This is a genomic window from uncultured Dokdonia sp. (genome assembly GCF_947496725.1).
GTDB lineage: Bacteria > Bacteroidota > Bacteroidia > Flavobacteriales > Flavobacteriaceae > Dokdonia.
Window position 1 is genome coordinate 217,979 of the sequence record NZ_CANMDS010000005.1, and the last position, 24,458, is coordinate 242,436.

At 39.0% G+C, this 24,458-nt stretch carries 17 protein-coding genes; 16 read left to right on the forward strand and 1 reads right to left on the reverse strand.

The features are described from left to right. Nucleotides 1-142: 142 nt before the first annotated feature. Nucleotides 143-532, reverse strand: coding sequence for an SPOR domain-containing protein (locus Q0948_RS12245; protein ID WP_298353099.1), 390 nt, complete (start codon nucleotides 530-532; stop codon nucleotides 143-145). Nucleotides 533-753: 221 nt separating this feature from the next. Here Q0948_RS12245 and Q0948_RS12250 point away from each other — a divergent pair, with 221 nt between their 5' ends. From Q0948_RS12250 to Q0948_RS12325, 16 genes are all read left to right on the forward strand, one after another. Further along, on the forward strand, nucleotides 754-2,046 hold the full coding sequence (locus tag Q0948_RS12250) for a c-type cytochrome (protein WP_298353102.1): 1,293 nt from the start codon (nucleotides 754-756) through the stop codon (nucleotides 2,044-2,046). An 81-nt stretch (nucleotides 2,047-2,127) separates the two neighbouring features. Beyond that, nucleotides 2,128-5,199 carry a TAT-variant-translocated molybdopterin oxidoreductase gene (locus Q0948_RS12255; protein ID WP_298353105.1) on the forward strand — a complete coding sequence of 1,024 codons (3,072 nt, stop codon included), beginning with the start codon at nucleotides 2,128-2,130 and terminating at the stop codon, nucleotides 5,197-5,199. 30 nt (nucleotides 5,200-5,229) lie between these two features. Continuing rightward, nucleotides 5,230-6,993, forward strand: coding sequence for an NrfD/PsrC family molybdoenzyme membrane anchor subunit (gene nrfD / locus Q0948_RS12260; protein WP_298353380.1), 1,764 nt, complete (start codon nucleotides 5,230-5,232; stop codon nucleotides 6,991-6,993). Between the two features lie 6 nt (nucleotides 6,994-6,999). Further along, complete coding sequence (locus tag Q0948_RS12265; RefSeq protein WP_035327164.1) at nucleotides 7,000-7,530, forward strand: DUF3341 domain-containing protein; 531 nt, start codon at nucleotides 7,000-7,002, stop codon at nucleotides 7,528-7,530. 9 nt (nucleotides 7,531-7,539) lie between these two features. Then, nucleotides 7,540-8,238 (forward strand): cytochrome c, encoded by a 699-nt coding sequence (locus Q0948_RS12270; RefSeq protein ID WP_298353108.1) that lies wholly within the window; start codon nucleotides 7,540-7,542, stop codon nucleotides 8,236-8,238. A 29-nt stretch (nucleotides 8,239-8,267) separates the two neighbouring features. After that, the gene (locus tag Q0948_RS12275) at nucleotides 8,268-9,632 is read left to right on the forward strand and encodes a quinol:cytochrome C oxidoreductase (RefSeq protein ID WP_298353111.1); all 1,365 of its coding nucleotides are present in this window, start codon (nucleotides 8,268-8,270) and stop codon (nucleotides 9,630-9,632) included. 27 nt (nucleotides 9,633-9,659) lie between these two features. Then, the gene (locus Q0948_RS12280; protein WP_298353113.1) at nucleotides 9,660-10,742 is read left to right on the forward strand and encodes a cytochrome c oxidase subunit II; all 1,083 of its coding nucleotides are present in this window, start codon (nucleotides 9,660-9,662) and stop codon (nucleotides 10,740-10,742) included. A 36-nt stretch (nucleotides 10,743-10,778) separates the two neighbouring features. Further along, complete coding sequence (locus tag Q0948_RS12285) at nucleotides 10,779-12,602, forward strand: cbb3-type cytochrome c oxidase subunit I (protein ID WP_298353116.1); 1,824 nt, start codon at nucleotides 10,779-10,781, stop codon at nucleotides 12,600-12,602. A gap of 180 nt (nucleotides 12,603-12,782) precedes the next feature. Further along, nucleotides 12,783-13,805, forward strand: coding sequence for a Holliday junction branch migration DNA helicase RuvB (gene ruvB, locus Q0948_RS12290; protein ID WP_298353119.1), 1,023 nt, complete (start codon nucleotides 12,783-12,785; stop codon nucleotides 13,803-13,805). A 37-nt stretch (nucleotides 13,806-13,842) separates the two neighbouring features. Continuing rightward, nucleotides 13,843-15,168, forward strand: a complete 1,326-nt coding sequence (locus tag Q0948_RS12295) for a cytochrome P450 (protein ID WP_298353122.1) — start codon at nucleotides 13,843-13,845, stop codon at nucleotides 15,166-15,168. A gap of 4 nt (nucleotides 15,169-15,172) precedes the next feature. After that, on the forward strand, nucleotides 15,173-16,096 hold the full coding sequence (gene queG / locus Q0948_RS12300) for a tRNA epoxyqueuosine(34) reductase QueG (RefSeq protein WP_298353382.1): 924 nt from the start codon (nucleotides 15,173-15,175) through the stop codon (nucleotides 16,094-16,096). A gap of 111 nt (nucleotides 16,097-16,207) precedes the next feature. Further along, a complete protein-coding gene (locus Q0948_RS12305; protein ID WP_298353124.1) occupies nucleotides 16,208-17,686 on the forward strand; it encodes an MFS transporter in 1,479 nt (492 codons plus the stop codon). Between the two features lie 238 nt (nucleotides 17,687-17,924). Next, entirely contained in the window at nucleotides 17,925-19,151 is a 1,227-nt protein-coding gene (locus Q0948_RS12310) for a sugar MFS transporter (protein WP_298353127.1), read from the forward strand. After that, complete coding sequence (locus Q0948_RS12315) at nucleotides 19,135-20,991, forward strand: trehalase family glycosidase (protein WP_298353131.1); 1,857 nt, start codon at nucleotides 19,135-19,137, stop codon at nucleotides 20,989-20,991. The genes Q0948_RS12310 and Q0948_RS12315 overlap by 17 nt, the downstream gene beginning before the upstream one ends. A gap of 13 nt (nucleotides 20,992-21,004) precedes the next feature. Further along, entirely contained in the window at nucleotides 21,005-21,958 is a 954-nt protein-coding gene (locus Q0948_RS12320; RefSeq protein ID WP_298353134.1) for a carbohydrate kinase family protein, read from the forward strand. A gap of 88 nt (nucleotides 21,959-22,046) precedes the next feature. Continuing rightward, nucleotides 22,047-24,341 carry an NADP-dependent malic enzyme gene (locus tag Q0948_RS12325; RefSeq protein ID WP_298353137.1) on the forward strand — a complete coding sequence of 765 codons (2,295 nt, stop codon included), beginning with the start codon at nucleotides 22,047-22,049 and terminating at the stop codon, nucleotides 24,339-24,341. Nucleotides 24,342-24,458 lie beyond the last annotated feature (117 nt).

Genomic DNA, 24,458 nt, shown 5'->3' on the forward strand with positions numbered 1-24,458 from the left:
AGGCTTAGATGTGCCTTAATCTGCTCTGTGAGATATTTGCTTGTCTGTTGTGAGCGTGGTGGTTTCTCTTAGAATTAAGGCTATAAAAAAAAACCTCAATAGCAAAGCTGATTGAGGTTTTTTATAAACGTGATATTATTTTCTAATTATCTGGCTTAAATATAAAAGCGCTAGAAAACTCTTTTCTTATTTCGATAAGTGCGCGATCTGCCTCAAGTCTATTTCTAAAGTTCCCTATCCATACTTTATAGTTAGGTGTCTCGTGTTTAATGGCAGATGTCCAGGTGCCTACGCGGTTGCGATACTTCTTAAGTGTAGCGCTGGCTGTGTTTAGGCTTCCTGAGTAGAGTTGTATTTTGTATCTATCTGCAAGCTTGTTATCTTTAGTAAGGCTGCTCTTAAGGTCTAGTAGTTCTGTGATTCTATCATCTTGATTTACGGTTACTTGTGCAGATTGCGCTTTCGCGAAAGCGGAAAAAGTAAGGGTAACTGCTATGACAATTACGATATGTTGAAACGGTTGTACGCTCATAATTTGCTGATTTTGAACAAAGGTAAAAGATAAAAACTTAAACAAATTAATATTATTATTTAGAACTATTATAAATTAGTAAGAACCCCTGTAAGGTGCCCTAAAAAATGCAGTTTGTGTAGTATTTTTGCATACCATTTTGTGCGCGGGTTTAACAGGCTCTTAACAACGTTAACAGTGTAAAAACCGTGCCATCTTTTTGAAGCTAATTCAATATTAATATGATACAGGTTAAACGCCAAAATTCATTCTCGAGAATACTTACCCTAGCTGCGGTGGTGCTTCTCACGTTATCTAGTTCTCTTTTTGCGCAAGATGCACCAGCGGCAGATGCTAAGGCTGGTGAGGCTTTATTTAAAGCAAATTGTGCAGCTTGTCACAAATTATATAAGCCTATGACTGGGCCGTTACTTCATCAGGTTTCTGAGAAGTACGACCGCGAGTGGTTGTATAAGTGGATCAAGAATAGTCAAGGACTTATTAAGTCTGGAGACCCTCTTGCTGTAAAAGTATATGAGGAGAATGGTAATAAAGTGATGAACTCTTTTCCTGCATTGTCTAATGCAGATATAGATAACATTCTTGCTTATACAGATACGCCAAAACCTGCTCCTCCGGTTCTTGATGATGGACCTGTTGATGTTAATCAAGGTGGTGGAGTTTCAAATAATCTTATTCTTGCTATCCTTGGATTTGTATTGTTGCTTCTTGTTGCTGTATTGTTTCTAGTAAATAACACACTTAACAAGTTTGCTTCTGCTCAGGGAATTGAAATGCCGGTAGAGGAAAAGCGCAAGCCTATCTGGAAGGCATTTGTTGAAAACCAATTCTTAGTATTGGTTTCGGTAATCTTCTTATTATTAGGAAGTGCATATTTCGCTTACGGGTGGATGTCGCAAGTAGGGGTTGATCAAGGGTATATGCCTGTACAGCCTATTCACTACTCGCACAGAATTCACGCTGGAGAGAATGCAATAGAGTGTAAATACTGTCACTCTTCTGCAAGAGTGTCTAAGCATTCTGGTATTCCTTCTCTTAATGTGTGTATGAACTGTCACAAGTCTATCGCAGAAGTTGCTGGACCTGAGTCTGAGTTTAGCTCTGTTACTGAAGATTACTCTAAAGAGTTTTATGATAAAGAAATCCAAAAGCTATACAAAGCTGTAGGTTGGGATGAGGCAACTCAATCATATACTGGGGAAACTCAGGCTGTAGAGTGGGTGCGTATTCATAACCTTCCAGACTTTGCATACTTTAATCACTCACAGCACGTAAGTGTAGCTGGTATAGAGTGTCAGAAATGTCACGGACCTGTAGAGGAGATGGAAGTAATGTATCAATATGCTCCTCTTACGATGGGATGGTGTATAAACTGTCACCGTGAGACTAACGTGAAGATTGAGGGTAATGCATATTACGAAGAGATACACGAGCAACTTGCAAAGAAGTATGGAGTTGAGAAAGTGACAGCTGCTCAAATGGGTGGTCTAGAATGTGGTAAGTGTCACTACTAATAAACAGAATTTAAGTTTCGAGAGAAACTCTTAATAAAGGTTGCTAAGCGTAGTCGAAGCACAAATTAATAAATCAATTATATGTCATCAAACAAGAAATACTGGAAAAGTGTCGATGAGCTCCACGGAGATGCATCTATCGAGGCACTAAGACAGAATGAGTTTGTACAAGAAATTCCGACAGATGAATTTTTAGGTGATAAAGAAACACTTGAAAGTACAGAAACTACACGTCGTGACTTCTTGAAGTACGTAGGTTTCTCTACAGCGGCAGCATCGCTTGCGGCTTGTGAGGGTCCTGTTGTAAAGTCTGTTCCTTATGTGGTACAGCCAGAGCAAATAATACCAGGAGTTGCAGATTATTATGCGACTACTATTGCAGATGGTTTTGACTTTGCAAGTGTGCTTGTAAAGACTCGTGAGGGTCGCCCTATTAAAATAGAAAACAATGACCTTGCTAAGGCAGGTTTTGGTGCAAACGCTCGTGTGCACGCATCTGTTCTGGGAATGTACGATACAAAACGTGCGCAGTTTCCAACGGCAGGAGGAGAAGAGGTTTCTTGGACAGATATAGATAAAGGTGTAGTTGCTGCGCTTGAAAATGGTAAGAAAGCAGTATTGCTTACTCAAACATTTGCAAGTCCATCTACAGATAAACTCATAGGAGAGTTTATTGCAAAGTATCCTAATGTTTCTCACGTTGCTTATGATGCTGCTGGAGAACAATTTGCTTTAGATGCTTTTGAAATAAAATACGGTTTCCGTGCATTGCCAGATTATGATTTTGGTGCTGCGGAAGTAATTGTCTCAGTAGGGGCGGACTTTTTAGGAGATTGGAATGGTGGTGGGTACGACTCTGCTTACGGTAAGTCTCGTATACCTAAAAATGGAAAGATGTCTAAGCACTTCCAGTTTGAGGCAAATATGTCTCTTTCTGGTGCAAATGCAGATGTACGTGTTCCAGCTACACCATCACAACAAAAATTAATAGTGCAGGCACTAGCTGGTGGATCTGCTTCTGGTCTTTCAGAAGGAGTGAAGGCTAAGGTTGCTCAAGCGCGTAAGGCACTTCTTGCTGCTGGTAGTAAAGGATTACTTGTAACAGGTGTGCAAGATGTTTCTACGCAGAGAATTGCACTTGACTTTAATGAGGGTAAAGTGGTAATGGATACTGCTAAGCCTAAGCTTACAAGATCTGGAGATGCTCGTAAAGTGATGCAGCTTGTAAAAGAAATGAACGCTGGTCAAGTAGGAACACTTATTATGGCTGGAGTAAATCCTGCGTATAGTCTTCCTAACGCAGATGAGTTTGTTGCTGGTCTTGCAAAGGTTGACGTTTCTGTAGCTTGTTCATTAAGAGCAGATGAGACAGCGGCACTTTCTACTCATATTGCACCAGTACCACACTACCTTGAGTCTTGGGGAGATGTGCAGATTAAAATGGGTGAGGTAAGTTTACAGCAGCCTACAATAAAAGAGATATTTAATACACGTCAGTTTCAGCAAAGTTTACTTAACTGGATGGGTGTAGATAAAACATATTACAGCTACCTTAAAGAGACTATGTCTTCGGCAGGTATCGCTTTCAATAAGTCTGTTCAAGCAGGAGTTGTTGAGACTAGCGCTTTCGCGAAAGCGGTAACCGCATCAAACACTTCTATAGCTTCAGATGCTGGTCTTGCGAGTACATTGCAAGGGAGTAATGGAGGTTTTGAGCTTACGTTGTATACAAAAACTTCAATGGGTGATGGAACTCAGGCAAACAACCCTTGGTTACAAGAGATGCCAGATCCATTAACACGTTGTACCTGGGATAACTACTTAACAATGTCTGAGGCAGATGCTAAAGAACTTGGATTGTGGTTTGATAGAAGTTCATTCTTTACAGAAGCACGTCACGATGCAAATGGTGGTCTTAATGGTCACTATGCTAACGTTACTGTGAACGGTGTCACTATTGAGAAAGTACCGGTAATGATACAGCCAGGACAAGCTAAAGGATCTGTAGGTCTTGCGGTAGGTTATGGTCGTAAAGAAAGCATACAAGAGGAGATGCAAACGGGTGTTAATGCATTCCCGTTAATGCAAAACTTCCAGACTACTCAAAGTGTTACTATTGAAAAAGTAGGTGGTGTACACGAGTTTGCCTCTGTACAACAGCACAACACACTTATGGGTCGTGGTGATATCGTAAAAGAGACGACTCTTGAGATATTCAATACAAAAGATAAGCATTTCTGGAACGCGGTTCCTGAGGTGAGTAAAGCACACGTAGAGTACGAAGTGACATCGCCAGAAGTTGATCTTTGGGAGGAGTTTGATCGCTCAGTAGGGCATCACTTTAACCTTGCTATTGATCTTAATGCTTGTACTGGTTGTGGAGCTTGTGTAATTGCTTGTCACGCTGAGAATAATGTTCCTGTAGTAGGAAAGTCTGAAATACGTCGTAGCCGTGATATGCACTGGTTACGTATAGATAGATATTATTCGTCTGAGGATACATTTGCTCAAGATGATACTAAGAAGGAAGAGTTTGATGGATTAGGTGGTGATAAAGGTTCTCTTGGAGGATTTGGAGAGCTTGAAGATCCAGCTGCAAATCCACAGGTTGCTTTCCAACCTATAATGTGTCAGCACTGTAACCACGCTCCTTGTGAGACTGTGTGTCCAGTAGCAGCTACATCACACGGTCGACAAGGTCAAAACCATATGGCTTACAACCGTTGTGTAGGTACTCGTTACTGTGCAAACAACTGTCCTTATAAAGTACGTCGTTTCAACTGGTTCCTTTATAATGGTAATGATGAGTTTGATTATTATATGAACAATGATCTTGGACGTATGGTTATTAACCCAGATGTTACTGTTCGTTCTAGAGGGGTTATGGAGAAATGTTCTATGTGTATTCAAATGACACAAAAGACTATTCTTGATGCTAAGCGCGAAGGACGTAAGGTTAAAGACGGAGAGTTTGCAACAGCTTGTTCTAACGCTTGTACAACTGGAGCACTTGCCTTTGGTGATATTAATGACAAGAGCAGTGAGATTGCAGAACTTAAAGAAGATGATCGTATGTATCACTTACTTGAGCACGTAGGAACAAAACCAAATGTATTCTACCAGACAATGGTACGTAATACAGAAGAAGTATAAAACAACTAATCTAAAGACTAATTATATAGGATTATGGCGCATTACGAAGCACCTATACGAAGACCACTAGTTACCGGAGATAAGACCTATCACGATGTAACATTAGATATCGTTGCTCCAGTGGAGGGACGTGCAAATAAATCTTGGTGGCTCGTATTCTCTATCGCACTAGTAGCTTTCTTATGGGGAATAGGCTGTATTATCTATACTGTAACAAACGGTATCGGTAGTTGGGGTCTAAATAAAACCGTAGGTTGGGCTTGGGATATTACCAACTTTGTATGGTGGGTAGGTATCGGTCACGCAGGAACACTAATTTCTGCAGTACTATTATTATTCCGTCAGAAGTGGCGTATGGCAATTAACCGTTCTGCAGAGGCGATGACTATTTTCTCTGTAGTGCAAGCAGGATTATTCCCTATTATACATATGGGGCGTCCTTGGTTAGCTTACTGGGTATTACCTATACCTAACCAGTTTGGTTCTTTATGGGTAAACTTTAACTCTCCGCTACTTTGGGATGTATTTGCAATATCAACATACCTTTCTGTATCATTAGTTTTCTGGTGGACTGGATTATTACCTGACTTTGCAATGATACGTGATAGAGCTGTTAAGCCTTTCCAGAAGAAAATCTATAGTTTACTTTCATTTGGTTGGTCTGGTAGAGCAAAAGATTGGCAGCGTTTTGAAGAGGTGTCACTTGTTCTTGCAGGTCTGGCAACACCGCTTGTACTTTCTGTACACACGATTGTATCTTTTGACTTTGCTACGTCGGTTATACCGGGATGGCACACCACGATTTTCCCTCCTTACTTTGTTGCGGGAGCGGTATTCTCAGGGTTTGCAATGGTAAACACGCTTCTTATTATAATGCGTAAAGTTGTAAGTCTTGAAGCTTACATCACAATACAGCACATTGAACTTATGAATATTGTAATTATGATTACAGGTTCTATAGTAGGTGTAGCTTATATTACTGAGTTATTTATGGCTTGGTATTCTGGAGTGGAATATGAGCAATATGCATTCTTAAACAGAGCAACAGGACCTTATGCTTGGTCTTATTGGGCAATGATGACGTGTAACGTTTTCTCTCCGCAGTTTATGTGGTTCCCAAAATTAAGAAGATCTATAATGTTCTCTTTTATCATATCAATTGTTGTAAACATCGGGATGTGGTTTGAGCGTTTTGTAATTATTGTAACATCACTTCACCGTGATTACCTTCCATCTTCTTGGACGATGTTCTCACCTACATTTGTAGATATAGGTATCTTCATAGGTACTATAGGTTTCTTCTTTGTATTGTTCTTATTATATGCACGTACATTCCCAGTGATTGCACAAGCAGAGGTTAAGACTATTATGAAGTCATCTGGAGAGCGTTATAAAAAATTACGTGAGTCTGGACAATCACTAGTAGGCACAGGAGCAGATCCTCGTACATCTGGTGGGCCAGTAAAGATTAATCTTGATGGTGCATACATTGCAAAACCTCAAGAGGTTGCTGCTGGTGAGACTGTGATACCAGAAGATACGCACGGTAATGAATCATTAGTTAATCGTCTTGGGATTTTTGACGCTGCTACTCAAAAAGCAGATGACCTTAAGGTAATTAATGGTATAGGACCAAAAATGGAAGAGAAGCTTAACGAACTAGGAATTTATACGTACGAGCAAGTAGGTAAAATGACTTCTGTTGAGTACAACTTATTAGATAATCTAACTGGATCATTTCCTGGTCGCGCAGAGCGTGATGATTGGGCAGGTCAAGCTAACAATCTTAAATAATTAAGTATGGCATCTACAGTTATACACGCAATATACTCTGATGACGACGTTCTTATGAACGCTGTAAAGGAGGTTAGAAAAAAACATCTTCATATTAATGAGGTGTATACACCATTCCCTGTACACGGGTTAGATAAGGCTATGGGGCTTGCGCCTACTCGTCTTGCTATTACTGCCTTTTTATACGGATGTGTGGGAATTACAGTAGCAACATTAATGATGAATTTCATTATGATTGAAGACTGGCCACAAAACATAGGTGGTAAGCCATCTTTCAGCTACATTGAGAATATGCCAGCTTTTGTGCCTATTATGTTTGAGCTTACGGTATTTTTTGCAGCTCACTTAATGGTTATTACTTTCTATATGAGAAGTAAATTATGGCCTTTTAAGAAAGCTGAAAATCCAGATGTACGCACGACAGATGATCACTTCCTTATGGAGATTGATGCAACTGGAAAAGATGGAAAAGAACTTGCAGACTTTTTAGTAACAACTGGAGCTGTAGAGATTAATTTAATTGCAAACGAAGCATAAGTCAACGCAATGAAGAATATATTTAAAATAGCTGTTTTGTTTATCGCTTTTGGCAGTATGATTTCTTGTCAAGATGATAATAAACCTAATTATCAGTATATGCCTAATATGTACGTATCTGTAGGCTATGAAACTTACGGTAAGTATGAGGTGTTTCCTGAAGGGTATGAAGCTTTAAAACCGGCAGAAGGCTCGGTGATGAGAGGGTGGTTACCATATGATTATGAAAATACTATTGAAGGAAAAGCTTCCGCGAAAGCGAAACTGAAAAACCCATTACCTTATACAGAGGGGAATTATGTTAAGGGTAATGAATTATATAACATTTACTGCGGTATCTGTCACGGTGTAAAAGGTGACGGAAAAGGAACATTAGCAAAAAGAGAGAAAATACTAGGGGTCCCTGCATATAACGATGCTGGTAGAGCTATCACTGAAGGTAGTGTATACCACGTGATGTATTACGGTATTAACTCTATGGGATCTTATGCATCGCAGATGACGGAAGACGAACTTTGGATGGTTGATCATTACGTAATGGGTCTTAAAGATGCATTAGATGGAAAACCTGAGAGAGCGTTTACAGCAGCAGAAATTATTGAGGAAATGACAGAGGGTAAGATTGATACAGATCTTAACGAAGGTGCAGTAGATGCTATACCAGGTCCTGAGTCTGAGCCAATGAATGCAGCAGGTAACGAACACTAATAACTAACGGAACAACCGATATTTAAGATATGTACACATTATCTAAAAACTTAAAATTATCAGCGATTATCTTTATGGTAGTAGGATTTGTCCTATTTGCTGTAGATTACGTTTTCTTACCAAAGACAATAGCAGATATTGAAGCAATGCACGCAGGTGATGCCCACGGAGGTGGTCACGGAGATGCAACAGTTGCAGATGCTCACGAAGCAGATACACACCACGTAGCAACCGATGATGCACACGCAGAAGACGGTCACGTAATGACCGAAGAAGAGCATAATGAGCACTTACTAGCAGGTTACCAAAATAAACCTTGGTCTGCTGTTTATATCGCTGCTTTTTTCTTCTTTATGATTTCTCTAGGGTGTCTTGCATTCTACGCAGTACAATATGCTGCTCAGGCTGGATGGTCGCCTTTATTACTTAGAGTGATGGAGGGTATAACAGGATATCTTTTACCTGGAAGTATAATAATGTTTGTTTTACTAGCATTATCTGGATTCCATTTTAACCATATGTTCCACTGGATGGCAGATGGAATTACTGATCCAGCAAGTGATAACTATGATAAGCTTATTGCTGGTAAATCAGGATGGTTAAATGTGCCTTGGTTACTTATTAGAGCTGCAATTTTTATTGCTGGATGGAATATTTACAGATTCTTTGCTGTAAAGTTCTCAAAAGAGCAGGATGAAGCATCTGATAACAAATCACATAAAAAGTCATTTAAAATTGCGGCAGCATTCTTAGTGTTCTTCTTATACACTGAGTCAATGATGTCTTGGGATTGGATTATGTCTATCGATCCTCACTGGTTTAGTACTCTCTTTGGATGGTACGTACTTGCAGGTATGATGGTTTGTGGTATAACTACCATCGCTCTCATAACTATGATACTTAAGGGTGCAGGTTACTTACAGAGTGTAAATGATAGCCACATACACGATCTTGCTAAATTTATGTTCGGTTTCAGTATTTTCTGGACGTACTTATGGTTCTCACAGTTTATGCTTATATGGTACTCAAACATACCAGAAGAGGTAACGTATTACATACAACGTATTGAAGATTATAACTTACCATTCTTTGGTATGTTAGTTATGAATTTCCTTTTCCCATTATTAATATTAATGAATAGCGATTTCAAACGAGTTAACTGGTTTGTAGTAATGGCTGGTATAGTAATCTTATTAGGTCACTATGTAGACATCTTCAATATGGTTATGCCAGGTACAGTAGGACAGGCTTGGTCGTTTGGATTTGTAGAAATAGGATCACTTATGTTCTTCTTTGGATTGTTTGTACTGATTGTTTTCAGTTCACTTACAAAACGTCCTTTAGAGCCTAAGCGTAATCCGCTTATTGAAGAAAGTAAACACTTTCACTATTAGAATATAGATTAAAGAAGTTAGAAAGCAATGACAGGTTTATTAGCACTCATCGTAGTAATTCTATTTGTAGTCACACTTTGGCAAATGTCAAAGATTTTTAAACTATCTCAGTTTAATAAGAAGACCAATAGTGAAAATGCTCAAGTAGCAGACGATAAAGACAACAGAATCAATGGTAAATTGATGTTGATGTTTATCACATTTTTATATGCCATAACTATTTACTGTTTCTGGAATTACAGTAAGTTTTATTTGCCAGAACCATCTTCTGAGCACGGAGCAGATTATGACACCTTGTTATTTATCTCTCTTGCACTTATAATGTTCGTACAAGTAATCACACAAGCATTACTTCATTACTTTGCATATAAGTACTCAGGTAAGAAAGGTCAAAAGGCATTATTCTATGCAGATAATGATAAGTTAGAGTTTATCTGGACTATTATTCCAGTAATAGTTCTTGCAGGTCTTATTATCTATGGTCTTTTTACTTGGTCAGATATAATGAACTTTGAAGAGGACGAGGATGCTATAGTTGTAGAATTATATGCAAAGCGTTTCGGTTGGCAAGCACGTTATGCCGGAGAGGATAATATCTTAGGTAACGCAAATGTTCGTTTCATTGAAGGAGCAAACACAGTAGGTGTTGATGAAAGTGATGCTGATGCAATGGATGATAAAATTACAACAGAGCTTCACCTTCCAGTAGGACGCCAGGTAATCTTTAAGTTACGTTCTCAAGATGTATTACACTCTGCTTATATGCCTCATTTTAGAGCGCAAATGAACGTTGTACCAGGTATGATAACTCAATTCTCTTTTACTCCATCTAAAACTACTGCAGAGATTCGTGATACGGATTATATGAAAGATAAGATGGCTACTATCAAAGAGATTAGAAAAGAAAAAAATAAAGCTTCTATAGCGGCAGGAGACGGCCCTATAGATTCTTATGACGAATTTGACTATTACTTGCTATGTAATAAGATTTGTGGAGCATCGCACTATAATATGCAGATGAAGATTGTTGTTGAAACTCAAGAAGAATATGACGCTTGGATTGCAACTCAAAAAACATTTGGCAGCTCTATAGCAGCAGCTCAAGAATAAAAAAAGAAAAAGAAAAATTAACTAAAGAATCTAGGTATGGCAGCACACGCAGCAACAGCAGATCACGGTCACGATGATCACGAGCACCACCACGAGCAAACGTTTATAACGAAATATATCTTTAGTACTGATCACAAGATGATCTCAAAGCAGTATTTGATTACTGGTTTGGTAATGGGTATTATAGGTATTGGGATGTCATTGATATTCCGTTTACAACTGGCTTGGCCAGATCACCAATTTACTATTTATGAAGTACTCTTAGGAGACTGGGGTAAAGACGGTGTAATGGATCCAAACATTTATCTTGCACTTATTACTATACACGGTACCATAATGGTATTCTTTGTACTTACAGCAGGTCTGAGTGGTACTTTTAGTAACTTATTGATTCCACTTCAGATTGGAGCGAGGGATATGGCTTCTGGATTCCTTAATATGGTATCTTACTGGCTCTTCTTCCTTTCTTCTGTAATAATGGTATTATCATTATTTGTAGAGTCAGGACCAGCAGCAGCAGGTTGGACTATCTATCCACCATTATCTGCACTACCTAACAGTATACCTGCTTCAGGAATGGGTATGACATTGTGGTTAGTAGCGATGGCAATATTCATTGCATCATCACTATTAGGTTCACTTAACTATGTTGTTACAGTACTTAACCTTCGTACAAAGGGGATGACTATGACAAGATTACCACTTACAATATGGGCTTTTTTCGTGACTGCTATTATCGGTGTGGTTTCTTTCCCAGTTCTTTTATCTGCAGCTTTAATGCTTATTATGGATAGAAGCTTTGGTACGTCATTCTTCTTATCTGATATTTATATTGGAGGAGAAGTATTACATAACTCTGGTGGTTCACCAGTATTATTTGAGCACCTTTTCTGGTTCTTAGGTCACCCTGAGGTATACATTGTATTATTACCAGCACTAGGTATCTCATCAGAGATAATATCTACAAACTCACGTAAGCCTATATTTGGTTACCGAGCGATGATTGCTTCTATTTTAGCAATTGCATTCTTATCAACTATTGTATGGGGTCACCATATGTTTATTTCAGGTATGAACCCATTCTTGGGATCTGTATTTACATTTACAACCCTATTAATTGCAATTCCATCTGCTGTAAAAGCTTTTAACTATATCACAACCTTGTGGAAGGGTAACCTTCAGTTCAACCCTGGTATGCTTTTCTCAGTAGGATTAGTTTCTACTTTTATTTCTGGTGGACTTACAGGTATCATACTTGGAGATTCAACGTTAGATATAAACGTACACGATACGTATTTTGTAGTAGCTCACTTCCACTTAGTAATGGGTATCTCTGCATTATATGGACTTTTTGCAGGTGTGTATCACTGGTTCCCAAAAATGTTTGAAGGTAAAATGATGAACAAGAACCTAGGTTACGTTCACTTCTGGATTACAGTTATTGGAGCTTATGGTATTTTCTTCCCAATGCACTTTATCGGTATGGCAGGATTACCTAGACGTTACTATACAAACTCAGCTTTCCCATATTTCGATGATCTTGTAGATGTAAACAAAGCGATATCTATTTTTGCTTTCATTACAGCGGCTGCACAGCTAGTATTCTTATACAACTTCATACACTCAATGTTCTATGGAAAAGTAGGTTCTAAGAACCCTTGGAAATCTAACACATTAGAGTGGACAACAGATCACAAGCATATACACGGTAACTGGGCAGGTGCAATTCCTGAAGTACACCGCTGGCCATATGATTATTCTAAATTGAATAAAGATGAGTCAGATTATGTTATTGCTGGTCAAGACTATGTGCCGCAAACAGTTCCACTTCAAGACAATGAAGAAGAAATGCATCACTAGAGATGTCATAACATAAATCATACTTTTATGATTACTTAAAACCCATTCTTAACGAGTGGGTTTTTTAGTTTTACGCTTTCGCGAAAGCGTAACATTATCCTTTATAAGTCTTAAATGGAAGGTGGCTGTAAAGTTTCAAACAAGACAATTTCTTATCTTTGATAGAAATCACCTAGACGTATGAATGAGCACTTGGATCCTACAAATGAAGGTTACTCAAGAGAAGAAGTAGATATTGAGAAAGCGTTAAGACCTTTGTCGTTTGACGACTTTGCGGGACAAGATCAAGTGCTTGAAAATCTCAAGATTTTTGTACAAGCGGCAAATCTTAGAGGAGAGGCATTAGATCACACCCTCTTTCACGGTCCTCCAGGTCTTGGTAAAACTACCCTTGCAAATATTCTGGCAAACGAACTTGGGGTAAATATTAAGATAACCTCTGGCCCCGTTCTAGACAAGCCTGGTGATCTCGCTGGATTACTTACTAATCTAGATGAGCGTGATGTGCTATTTATAGATGAGATACATAGACTTAGTCCTATAGTAGAAGAGTATTTATACTCGGCTATGGAGGATTATCGTATAGATATAATGATTGAGACGGGGCCAAATGCACGTACCGTTCAGATAGACCTTGCGCCTTTTACACTCGTAGGAGCAACTACACGTTCAGGACTTCTTACAGCGCCTATGCGCGCACGTTTTGGTATATCTAGTAGATTGCAATATTATACAACAGAGCTTCTTACAACCATCGTACAGCGCAGCTCTAGTATACTAGGAGTGCCTATCTCTATGGAAGCTGCTATAGAGATAGCCGGTAGAAGTCGTGGTACACCTCGTATAGCAAATGCCTTATTGCGTAGAGTGCGTGATTTTGCACAAATAAAAGGGAATGGTAGTATCGATATTAAGATTGCTAAGTATAGCCTTGAAGCACTTCACGTAGATGCTCACGGGCTGGATGAGATGGATAATAAAATACTAGCTACTATTATAGATAAGTTTAAAGGCGGGCCTGTGGGACTCACTACACTTGCCACTGCCGTTTCTGAAAGCGCCGAAACCATTGAGGAGGTTTATGAACCTTTTTTAATACAGCAAGGTTTTATTATGCGTACTCCAAGAGGACGTGAAGTTACAGAGGATGCATACAAGCATCTAGGTAGAGTAAAAGGCCCCGTGCAGGGAGGTCTGTTTTAGGAACATTCTATTTTAAAATTTTATATAAAAGCACCCTATGTCTAGTGATATTCCAGCAGTTTCGGTTTTAAAGTTTCTGGCAAATGCTGGGAGTATTTTAAAGAATCCGCTTCCTTTTCATCACGATAATTTTGAGAGTAAGGGTGATACCTTTAAGTTGCAGTTGGGCTTTGGTAATGAAGTTGTCTTCTCTAGAGATCCAGGCTTCGCAAAGTATGCTTTGCAAAAAAACCAGCGCAACTACACAAAGTCACCCATTCAGACTAAAGATCTTGCAAAGTATGTAGGCGAGGGACTTTTAACCTCAGAAGGTTCTCTATGGAAAAAACAACGAAAACTCATACAACCAGCCTTTCATAAAAAGCAGCTTGCACAGCTTATAGAAGCTATGCATACAGTAATAAAGGAGGAGTTACAAAACATAAAAACAGGAGAGGCGTTTGATGTATTTGAGATATTTAATGACCTTGCTTTTAACACAGTTGCAAAGTCACTCTTTCAGACCGAGGTAGATCGTAAAAAGATAAACCGCCTGCAATATATTACAGAGCAAGCGCAAAAGATGCTCGTAAAAGAGTTGAGACAACCTTATAAATCTTGGTATTTTAAGTATGCTGGACCTATAGACAAGCACCTGGCTCTTACTCAAGAGGCGCGTGATATACTTATGGAACTCGTAGAAGAACGTCGAGCATCACAACAAAAGGTAGGAGACTTACTAGATATGCTTCTGGAGTCTACTTATGAGGATGGCACAGGTATGGATGATGAGCAACTCATAGATGAGATTCTCATACTCTTTACAGCGGGTCACGAGACAACCTCAAATGCGCTTACATTTGCCGCCTCATTACTTGCAAGACATCCAGAATGGCAAGATAAAATTTATGAGGAATACGCTTTCGCGAAAGCGAACTCAACATCATTAAACGAGTTTTTAAGACATTGTACAGTCACTAAGCAAGTGCTAGAGGAAACAATGCGACTTTACCCACCAGCTTACTTCATAGACAGAGTAAATATTGAAGAAGATGAATATAATGGGATGAAGATACCGGTAGGTTCTAATTTATTATTTTCGTGTATTGAGATTCACAAGCACGACGATTTTTGGGAAGATCCATTACAATTTAACCCTACTCGATTTGATGAAAATGCGGGGATGTATCACGATGCCTATTTCCCATTTGGGGCGGGACCTAGAATGTGTATAGGTAATAACTTTGCAATGTATGAAATGATTCTTGCGGTTACCGAAATGGTATCCCGTTTTAAAATCACTCCTATAAACACACCTATAGAACTATTACCGCTCATTACCCTTAAGCCAAAAAATGCAATCTTAGAGTTTACTGCAAGATAGGGTGATAGAGAATAGATCAAAACATACAGCATTTATTAAGGCAGAAGCACAACGCTTAGGTTTTATGTCTTGCGGTATAAGTAAAGCAGGTTTTCTTGAAGAAGAAGCGCCTCGTCTTGAGTCTTGGCTCAATAAAAATATGCACGGCGAGATGCAGTATATGGAAAACTACTTTGACAAGCGCCTTGACCCTACAAAACTTGTAGAAGGGTCTAAGAGTGTAATATCACTCCTACTTAATTATTACCCTCACGAGTTGCAGAATGAGGAGTCTTATAAAATCTCTAAGTATGCCTATGGCCGTGATTATCATTTTGTGATAAAAGATAAACTCAAAGAGTTTATGCACGTTATACAAGAACAGATAGGAGAGGTGCAGGGCCGTGCTTTTGTAGATAGCGCTCCTATACTTGATAAAGCTTGGGCAGCAAAGAGTGGTCTGGGGTGGATAGGTAAGCACAGTAACTTAATTTCAAAAAAGGCAGGGTCATTTTATTTTATTGCAGAGCTTGTGGTAGACCTAGACCTTGAGTATGATACACCTGTTACAGATCACTGTGGGAGCTGCACTGCTTGTATAGACGCTTGTCCCACACAGGCCATTGTGGAGCCGTATAAGGTAGACGGTAGTAAATGTATAAGCTACTTTACGATAGAGCTTAAAAATGAAATACCTGAGTATGCAAAGAGTCAACTAGATGACTGGATGTTTGGTTGTGATGTATGTCAAGATGTATGCCCTTGGAATCGATTTTCAAAAGCACATAGTGAGCCGTTATTTAACCCAAACCCTAAGCTGCTCACTTATGATAAAAAACAATGGGAAGAAATAACTCAAGAGGTGTTCTCAGAAATATTTAGAAAATCTGCTGTAAAGCGAACCAAATTTTCTGGCTTGAAGCGAAATATCGATGCGTTAAAAAAATAGCCATAATTGATGTTTGAATTGCGAAATCCTTAAAATTACAGACACTTAATGTTATCTTAATATTTTTGCGGATATTACTGTCTTGAATCATAATTAAAATCCAGCATATTTATGAACAAAATACTCAGTAGTATCAAAAAACCTAACTTGTCCTTCTGGCAAATTTGGAATATGAATGTTGGTTTCTTTGGAATTCAATTTAGTTTTGGGCTCCAACAAACTGCCATTAACCCTATTTTTTCTTTTCTAGGTGCAGATCACGCAGAGTTACCATTACTCAACTTAGCAGGTCCAGTTACCGGTTTATTAATACAGCCTATTATAGGTGCGATAAGTGATAAAACTTGGTTGCCTAAATGGGGTGGTCGTAGAAAACCATTTTTCCTAATAGGCGCGCTACTGGGTAGTTTATGTCTTTTTGCTTTTCCATTTAGTCCAGGCCTTTGGTTTGCTGTTGGTCTTCTGTGGATACTTGATGCAGCAAACAATACTGCAATGGAACCTTATCGAGCCTTTGTAGGTGATAAGCTTAATGATGACCAGCTTACTTATGGTTATCAGATGCAAAGCCTTTTTGTTGGAGCAGGAATAACAATAGCAAATTTTTCGTTATTCTTATTTCAAGATTGGTTTGGTTCTCCTTCTGGAGAAACTACAGCCTTGTGTACAACGGCTACAGAAACTATTTCTGCTATTCCAACTTGGGTTTATTATTCGTTCTTCTTAGGTGCTGTTGCATCAGTAGGTACCATCTTGTGGTCAGTGTGGAAAACCCCTGAAATTCCACCTTCTGAAGAGCAACTATCTGAAATTAAGAGAGAAAGAAAGGATTCTACATTTGCAGGTAGGGCTTCAGAACCTTTCAGAGAGATAGCAGGTGCTATAGGTAAGATGCCTAAAATGATGTGGAAACTTGCAGCTGTTTACTTTTTTCAGTGGTATGCACTTTTCGTTTACTGGCAATTTATAACTCCTATGCTACGTACATCCTTTTTTGGCCTTGCAAATGATGATGATGCCCGTTTTAATTCGATTATGGAGGCTTGCAAATCAGGAGAAGTAATATCTACTGCAGATACTGCTTTTGCTCAGAATTTTCAAGCCATTTCAGAACAGGCGCTTGCCCAAACTGGATTAATGAATGGGACGTATAATTTTATTACTATGATTGTGGCCCTTGCATTAGTCCCTTTTGCAAAAAAGTATGGGTCACGCAATGTATATGTAATTTGTCTTTTCTTTTCTGCTATTGCAATGTTGAGTATGCCTTTTATTACAAACAAATGGGCGCTTCTTGCACCTATGTTGCTCTTTGGAATAGGTTGGGCTGCAATGATGGGCATTCCATATGCAATGGTTTCTAAAATTATTCCAGAAGAAAAAAGAGGTGTTTATATGGGGATAGTTAATATGATGATTGTTATTCCTATGCTTATCCAGACTGTTACCTTCGGTCCTATTATAAAGAATTTACTAGGTAATAGTGCTGTTAATGCAATATTGTTTGGCGGTGTCTTTTTTATTATTGCTGCACTCTTAGCTTTGCGTATGAAAAAGTCTGTGTCTACCGCGGTGACAGATATGAACTAAATTATGATATACTAATAACTTATTAGTATATTAGTAGAACAATAGAAGTTCTTTTTCTTGAGCCACTATAAAAGAACTGTATGACAGTTATAAAACTGTCCCATTATTGCTAAGATTTACAGCATCTTGTTCATAAGATTAAATCCAATAATCATATGGCGTTTGAGGCTGATAAGTGGTTAATACCCAACTGAAAGCACTGGCTCGCGCTGGTGCTTTCATACTTTAATCCCTTTTTATGAAACATATAGGTGTAAAACTCTCATTGTATCTCAACTATTTTGTCTTTGCTATTCTTCTTAATAGTGTGGGTATTGTTATACTCAAGTCGCTCAACAATTATGGTGTAGATGAAACTACGGCAAGTGTGCTAGAAGCATTTAAGGATTTGCCTATAGCTATTGTCTCATTTGCTATTGCTTCCTTTTTACCTAGAATAGGATATAAAAAGGCAATGCTCATAGGTCTAGCTATGGTAACCGTAGCGTGTATCGCTATGTATTATGGGAACACATTTGATACGGCAAAGATTCTTTTTGCAACCGTAGGGGCTGCATTTGCCCTCATAAAAGTTTCTGTTTACTCTACCATAGGTCTTGTGACTAACTCTACAAAAGAGCATAATAGTTTAATGAGTTCTATAGAAGGGTTTTTTATGGTAGGTATTGCGCTTGCTTATTTTCTTTTTCCTGCATTTAATACAGAAGGTGAACCAGACGCGTGGCTTAACGTTTACTGGCTACTAGCAGCACTCTCTGCGGTGTCTTTTATTATCTTATTATTTACCAAATTTGAAAAAGAAGCAGAGATACCTGGTGCAGATCTTAAAGAAGATTTTCTTGAGATGTTTAAGTTATTAGCAAGATTGCTCATTATCGTTTTTGTTATAAGTGCATTTCTATTTGTAATGATAGAGCAAGGTATAATGTCCTGGTTACCTACATTTAATAATAAAGTGTTAGGCCTAACTGAAAATTTAGGGATTATGATGTCTAGTATTCTTGCGTTATCTCTAGCTGCTGGACGATTACTGGCAGGTGTTCTCACTCGTAAAATATCTTGGATTTATGTCCTCTCTGCCTGTACAATAGGAGCAATGCTCCTCGTAGTGTTTGTATTGCCTAAAACCGTTGGCCTCAATGTGGGTGAGATAAGTTCATTAAGAGACATACCAGCTATAGGCTTTGCGTTTCCATTAGTAGGGTTGTTTATAGCACCTATTTATCCGTTGCTCAACTCTGTTGTCTTAAGTGCGTTACCTAAGAGAGTACACAGCCCTATGACAGGGCTTATAGTGATATTTTCGGCACTGGGAGGGACGTTTGGTAGTAGGATTATAGGATATTTATTTGAAACAAAAGGTCCAGAAAATGCTTTCTACTTTACACTTATTCCTATGACGGTGTTACTTGTATTTTACTTTATTCTTAAAAAACTTACAGAAAAAGATGTACTTCAAGGGTAATATAAAGGAAACACTTAGTCACTTGCTAGAGCAAGAAGACACAGATGGAGATAAGAAAATCACAGTAGAAGATCAAGGGCCTAAGCAGTTTGACATTGCTCTGTATGGAGATGATAACGCTTTCGCGAAAGCGTATACTATAAAAGGAACCTACCATCTTTCTAATTTTTTACAGGAGCTCGCTTTAGAAAGAGCGCTTAGTAAAACCGAAGCTATAATTCCTTTGTGGAAAATAGAGGAGCAACCCACTAGCCGCATTAACCGAATGATACGTGATTACTTCTGGGACGACCTCACACGTACAATAGATAAGAAGGGGCTTGCAAATATCCTCACAGACACAAAAGCTGGAGATAGCGTACAACGTATGTATGTGCCTGGAACAGATCAAGAGGGTGTAGCATATTATAATAATCTAAAGACAGATTTTCCTAATCTAGAGGTTGTGGTGCTTCCTCTAGAGATTACTCCAGAGTATGTTAAGTCCATAAATGAGAAGCCAGGCATTCTGGCATTGGGTCTTGAGGGTAAAAACGGAATTCCGTTTGTAGTGCCTGGAGGAAGGTTTAATGAGATGTATGGATGGGATAGCTATTTTGAAGGTGTAGGGTTACTGCTAGATAACCGTGTAGATCTAGCTAAAGCTATGATTGATAATTTTTGCTATCAAATCACACATTATGGTAAGATATTAAATGCAAATAGGAGTTATTATCTCACTCGTGCACAGCCTCCATTTTTGAGTTCGTTTATAAGAGAAACTTTTGAAAAAGATTCAAGCCTAGGTAAGGAGTGGCTTGCAAGTGTTCTAGCTATTGCAATACAAGAGTATGAAAGTGTATGGATGAGAGCGCCTAGATATACAGATAATGGTCTCAATCGTTATTATGCACAAGGTGTAGGAGTGCCGCCAGAGACAGAAGAAGGTCATTTTGATGAGCATCTAGCCGTTGTGGCAAAGAAAGAAGGTTGTAGTATAGAAGAACTGGTGAGTAACTATCAAAATGGAGGTCTAGACTTACCTGAGTTAGATCGTTACTTTACACACGATAGAAGTTTACGTGAGAGCGGTCACGATACCTCGTGGCGACTTGACGATGTGTGTGCAGATCTAAACACGGTAGATCTTAATAGTTTATTATATAAGTATGAGATAGACTTTGAGTACCTCATTGCTACTTATTTTGCGGGTGACTTCAAAGGCAAAAAATCTAGATATTATAAAGAAAGTGCGCTAGCTCGCAAGGAGCGTATAGATACCCTTATGTGGAATGAAAATAAGAGCCAGTACTTTGATTATAATTTTGTCACAAAGCAGAAAACTGAATTTGAAAGTGCTTCAAATTACTTTCCATTATGGGCAGGTCTGCTAGATAATGATAAAGCAATGAAGACCGTAAGACGTCTTATGATGGATCTTAAAGAAAAGGGAGGTGTAGCAGGTACAAGTCGCGCTATGAATACAATCATCCCAGAAGGAGCAGTACAGCGCCAGTGGGATTATCCTAACGGCTGGGCTCCGCACCAGATGATGATATGGCGAGGACTTAAAGCATATGGTTTTGATAAAGAATTACAAGAGCTTGTGTACAGGTGGTTGTGGATGATTACTAGAAATGCCGTAGACTATAATGGGGTTATACCTGAGAAGTACGATGTCGTATCTGCAACGCATAAAGTTTTTGCAGAGTATGGTAACGTGGGGACCGAGTTTGATTATATAACAACTAGTGGTTTTGGGTGGATGAATGCTAGTTATCAATTAGGGCTTTCATTGCTGAATCCTAAATTGAGAGCAGCCCTAGATAACCTTGAAGATCCAGAAAAAGTATTTAATTAAAAATTAGATTTAGGTGAAAAGAGACTTAGATATTTTATGTGTAGGTGAGGTACTTATAGATTTTATAGGCCATCAAAAAGAAGTACGTATAGATAAAACACGTGATTACCACAGGTACTTAGGAGGTAGTCCTACTAATGTAGCGATGAATCTCGCACGACTGGGTATGAATGTAAAACTTGCCGCTACCATAGGAGATGATGGGCTAGGCGTTTACATTAAAGATAAACTTACCGAAAATGGTGTGCAGACAAATCTCATAGCGACAGATCCTGAAAATCCTACGAGTGTGATTTTTGTGTCAAAAACTACAGGCACACCAGATTTTATACCTTATCGGTATGCAGACACTAAGATCTCAGAAGCTCAAGTGCCTGATGCTTTGCTAGCGCAAACTACTATTTTTCATACCACAGCATTTGCCCTAAGTAAGAAGCCTGCAAGAACTACAATTTTAACCAAAGCAAAAAAAGCTTACGAAGCTGGTTGTACACTTAGTATAGATCTTAATTACTCGCCTCGTATTTATCCTAATAGGGAGAAGGCTATAAAAACCTTTAGAGAGTATTGCTCATATAACCCGCTCGTGAAGATAAGTGAGGATGATATGGAGCGCCTTTTTGGTGAGAAAAGAAGTCACGAGGCTATTTTTGATTTCTTCCATAATGATTTTGGGGTAGAGCTTGTTTGTCTCACCTTAGGATCAGAAGGGGTTAAGCTTTCGCGAAAGCGTAAAAATCACCCTCCAGAAATGATTATTGAGCCAGCGGCAAGAGTTGAGCAAATACTTGATGCTACGGGAGCAGGAGATGCTTTTTGGAGTGGATTCTTATTTGCCTACATAAGAGAGTATGATATCAGAAAATGTCTCAAAGTGGCGCTGTCACTGGCGGCTATAAAATTACAGCACGTGGGTAGATTGCCACAAAATGTGGATATACTCACCCAGTTGCTAGATTTTAAATAATAACCTCCATTAGGTAGATGTTAACAAGACTAGGTGTATAACCGATACGGAATTCAGTACTTTTGTAAGTCAATAGATAACCAACTTTATGAGTCAGCAGAACAAAAGACGGAGGGAAGCCCTCGTATATCACGCAAAGCCAAAACCAGGTAAAATTGCGGTAGTTCCTACAAAAAAGTACTCAAGCCAGCGTGATCTTGCCCTTGCTTATTCTCCAGGGGTGGCAGAGCCGTGTCTAGAGATAGAAAAAGATATTAATAACGTTTATAAATATACAGCAAAGGGTAACCTTGTAGCTGTAATCTCAAATGGTACTGCGGTGCTAGGTCTGGGAGATATAGGGCCAGAAGCATCAAAACCTGTTATGGAGGGTAAAGGTTTACTCTTTAAAATATTTGCTGGGATAGATGTTTTTGATATAGAAGTAGGGACAAAAGATGTAGATGCTTTTATAGAAACTGTAAAAAATATCGCTCCGACCTTTGGGGGGATTAACCTTGAAGATATTAAGGCACCAGAGGCTTTTGAAATCGAGCGCAGGCTCAAAGAAGAGCTAGATATACCTGTAATGCACGATGACCAGCACGGTACGGCAATCATATCTGCCGCAGCGATGCTCAATGCATTAGAAATAGCAGGTAAGCGCATAGAAGATGTGCGTATTGTAGTGTCTGGAGCGGGTAGTGCAGCTATCTCTTGTATGAACTTGTATCATTTACTTGGTGCTAAGCTAGAGAATATTGCGATGTTTGATATAAATGGTCTTCTTAAAGAGGATCGTACAGACTTATCTCCAGAGCAGTTTAAGTTTAAAAGCAAAGAGAGTTTTAACACACTAGCAGAGGCAATGGTTAATGCAGATGTGTTTTTAGGTCTCTCTGTGGGTAACATTGTAACACCTACAATGGTACAGTCTATGGCAAATGATCCTATTGTATTTGCAATGGCAAACCCAACTCCAGAGATAGATTATGATGTTGCGATAGCATCAAGGCCAGACTTAATAATGGCGACGGGAAGGTCTGACCATCCTAACCAAGTTAATAATGTGCTAGGTTTTCCATTTATTTTTAGAGGCGCGCTAGATGTGCGTGCAACTGCAATAAATGAAGCGATGAAGATGGCGGCGGTAAAAGCGCTGGCTCAACTTGCAAAGGAGCCTGTTCCAGAACAGGTAAATATCGCATATGGAGAGACTAGATTTACCTTTGGTCGTGATTATATTATTCCAAAACCATTTGACCCAAGATTAATAACTACAATACCTCCTGCAGTGGCACAAGCTGCGATGGATTCTGGAGTGGCAAAAGAACCTATAAAAGATTGGACCGCTTACCACGATGAGTTATTAGAGCGACTGGGTGAAGATAACAAGATTGTAAGATTGCTAATGGATCGCGCACGCCGCAACCCAAAACGTATAGTCTTTGCAGAGTCAGATCAACTAGATGTGCTTAAAGCTGCACAAATCGCTCACGAAGAAGGTATCGCAATACCTGTATTACTAGGTAATCGTGATGTGATATTAGAACTTAAGGAAGAGATAGGTTTTGATGCAGATGTAGAAATTATAGATCCAAAATCTGACGAAGAGAAAGCTCACGTGGCAAAATATGGTGAGATATACTGGGAGTCAAGAAAGCGAAAGGGTATCACGCTCTATGCCGCACAAAAACTACTTAGACAGCGAGATTACTTTGCTTCTATGATGGTGAGTCAAGGTGATGCAGACGGGATGCTCTCTGGTTTTAGCCGTAGTTATCCATCTGTAATAAAACCGGTTCTTGAAGTAATAGGTACCGCGCCTGGTGTGCAAAAAGTAGCTGCTTGTAACCTGATGGTTACCTCAAAAGGACCACTCTTTCTTGCAGATACATCTATAAACATAGATCCTAATGCAAAGGAGCTGGCAAAAATTGCCCAGATGACTTCGACGGCTGTAAGGATGTTTGGACTAGAGCCAGTAGTGGCGATGATGTCTTACTCAAACTTTGGCTCATCTACGCACGAGAAGGCAAAAACGGTAAGCGACGCTGTATCTTACTTACACCGCAACTTCCCAGAGCTTATTGTAGACGGAGAGGTGCAGGCAGATTTTGCACTTAATAGAGATATGTTGCAAAGTAAGTTTCCGTTTTCAAAGCTTGCTGGTAAAAAAGTAAACACTCTTGTGTTTTCAAACATAGATAGCGCAAACATCACTTATAAGATGATTAAAGAGCTAGAAAATGCAGATAACATAGGTCCTATAATGCTTGGTATGCGCAAGCCTGTGCATATATTGCAACTAGGAGCAAGTGTAGACGAGATGGTGCATATGACTGCTATCACGGTGATTGATGCTCAAAAGAAAGAAAACTTTTTTAACAAGCAACAAGAGTAGTGGTTTTACGCTTTCGCGAAAGCGAAAATCACACCTCATAATTTTAAAGGTTCAGGCGTTAGTCTGAACCTTTTTTTTATGTTCAAGAATAGAAAGGAAATCACGATGTAAGTCTGT

Bases quoted from the DNA above. Each gene is read 5' to 3' on its own strand.
- Q0948_RS12255 (WP_298353105.1), top strand. From the start codon at position 2,128: ATGTCATCAAACAAGAAATACTGGAAAAGTGTCGATGAGCTCCACGGA.
- Q0948_RS12265 (WP_035327164.1), top strand. From the start codon at position 7,000: ATGGCATCTACAGTTATACACGCAATATACTCTGATGACGACGTTCTT.
- Q0948_RS12315 (WP_298353131.1), top strand. From the start codon at position 19,135: ATGTACTTCAAGGGTAATATAAAGGAAACACTTAGTCACTTGCTAGAG.
- Q0948_RS12275 (WP_298353111.1), top strand. From the start codon at position 8,268: ATGTACACATTATCTAAAAACTTAAAATTATCAGCGATTATCTTTATG.
- Q0948_RS12295 (WP_298353122.1), top strand. From the start codon at position 13,843: ATGTCTAGTGATATTCCAGCAGTTTCGGTTTTAAAGTTTCTGGCAAAT.
- Q0948_RS12270 (WP_298353108.1), top strand. From the start codon at position 7,540: ATGAAGAATATATTTAAAATAGCTGTTTTGTTTATCGCTTTTGGCAGT.
- Q0948_RS12285 (WP_298353116.1), top strand. From the start codon at position 10,779: ATGGCAGCACACGCAGCAACAGCAGATCACGGTCACGATGATCACGAG.
- ruvB (WP_298353119.1), top strand. From the start codon at position 12,783: ATGAATGAGCACTTGGATCCTACAAATGAAGGTTACTCAAGAGAAGAA.
- Q0948_RS12310 (WP_298353127.1), top strand. From the start codon at position 17,925: ATGAAACATATAGGTGTAAAACTCTCATTGTATCTCAACTATTTTGTC.
- Q0948_RS12250 (WP_298353102.1), top strand. From the start codon at position 754: ATGATACAGGTTAAACGCCAAAATTCATTCTCGAGAATACTTACCCTA.
- Q0948_RS12325 (WP_298353137.1), top strand. From the start codon at position 22,047: ATGAGTCAGCAGAACAAAAGACGGAGGGAAGCCCTCGTATATCACGCA.
- Q0948_RS12280 (WP_298353113.1), top strand. From the start codon at position 9,660: ATGACAGGTTTATTAGCACTCATCGTAGTAATTCTATTTGTAGTCACA.
- Q0948_RS12305 (WP_298353124.1), top strand. From the start codon at position 16,208: ATGAACAAAATACTCAGTAGTATCAAAAAACCTAACTTGTCCTTCTGG.
- Q0948_RS12245 (WP_298353099.1), bottom strand. From the start codon at position 532: ATGAGCGTACAACCGTTTCAACATATCGTAATTGTCATAGCAGTTACC.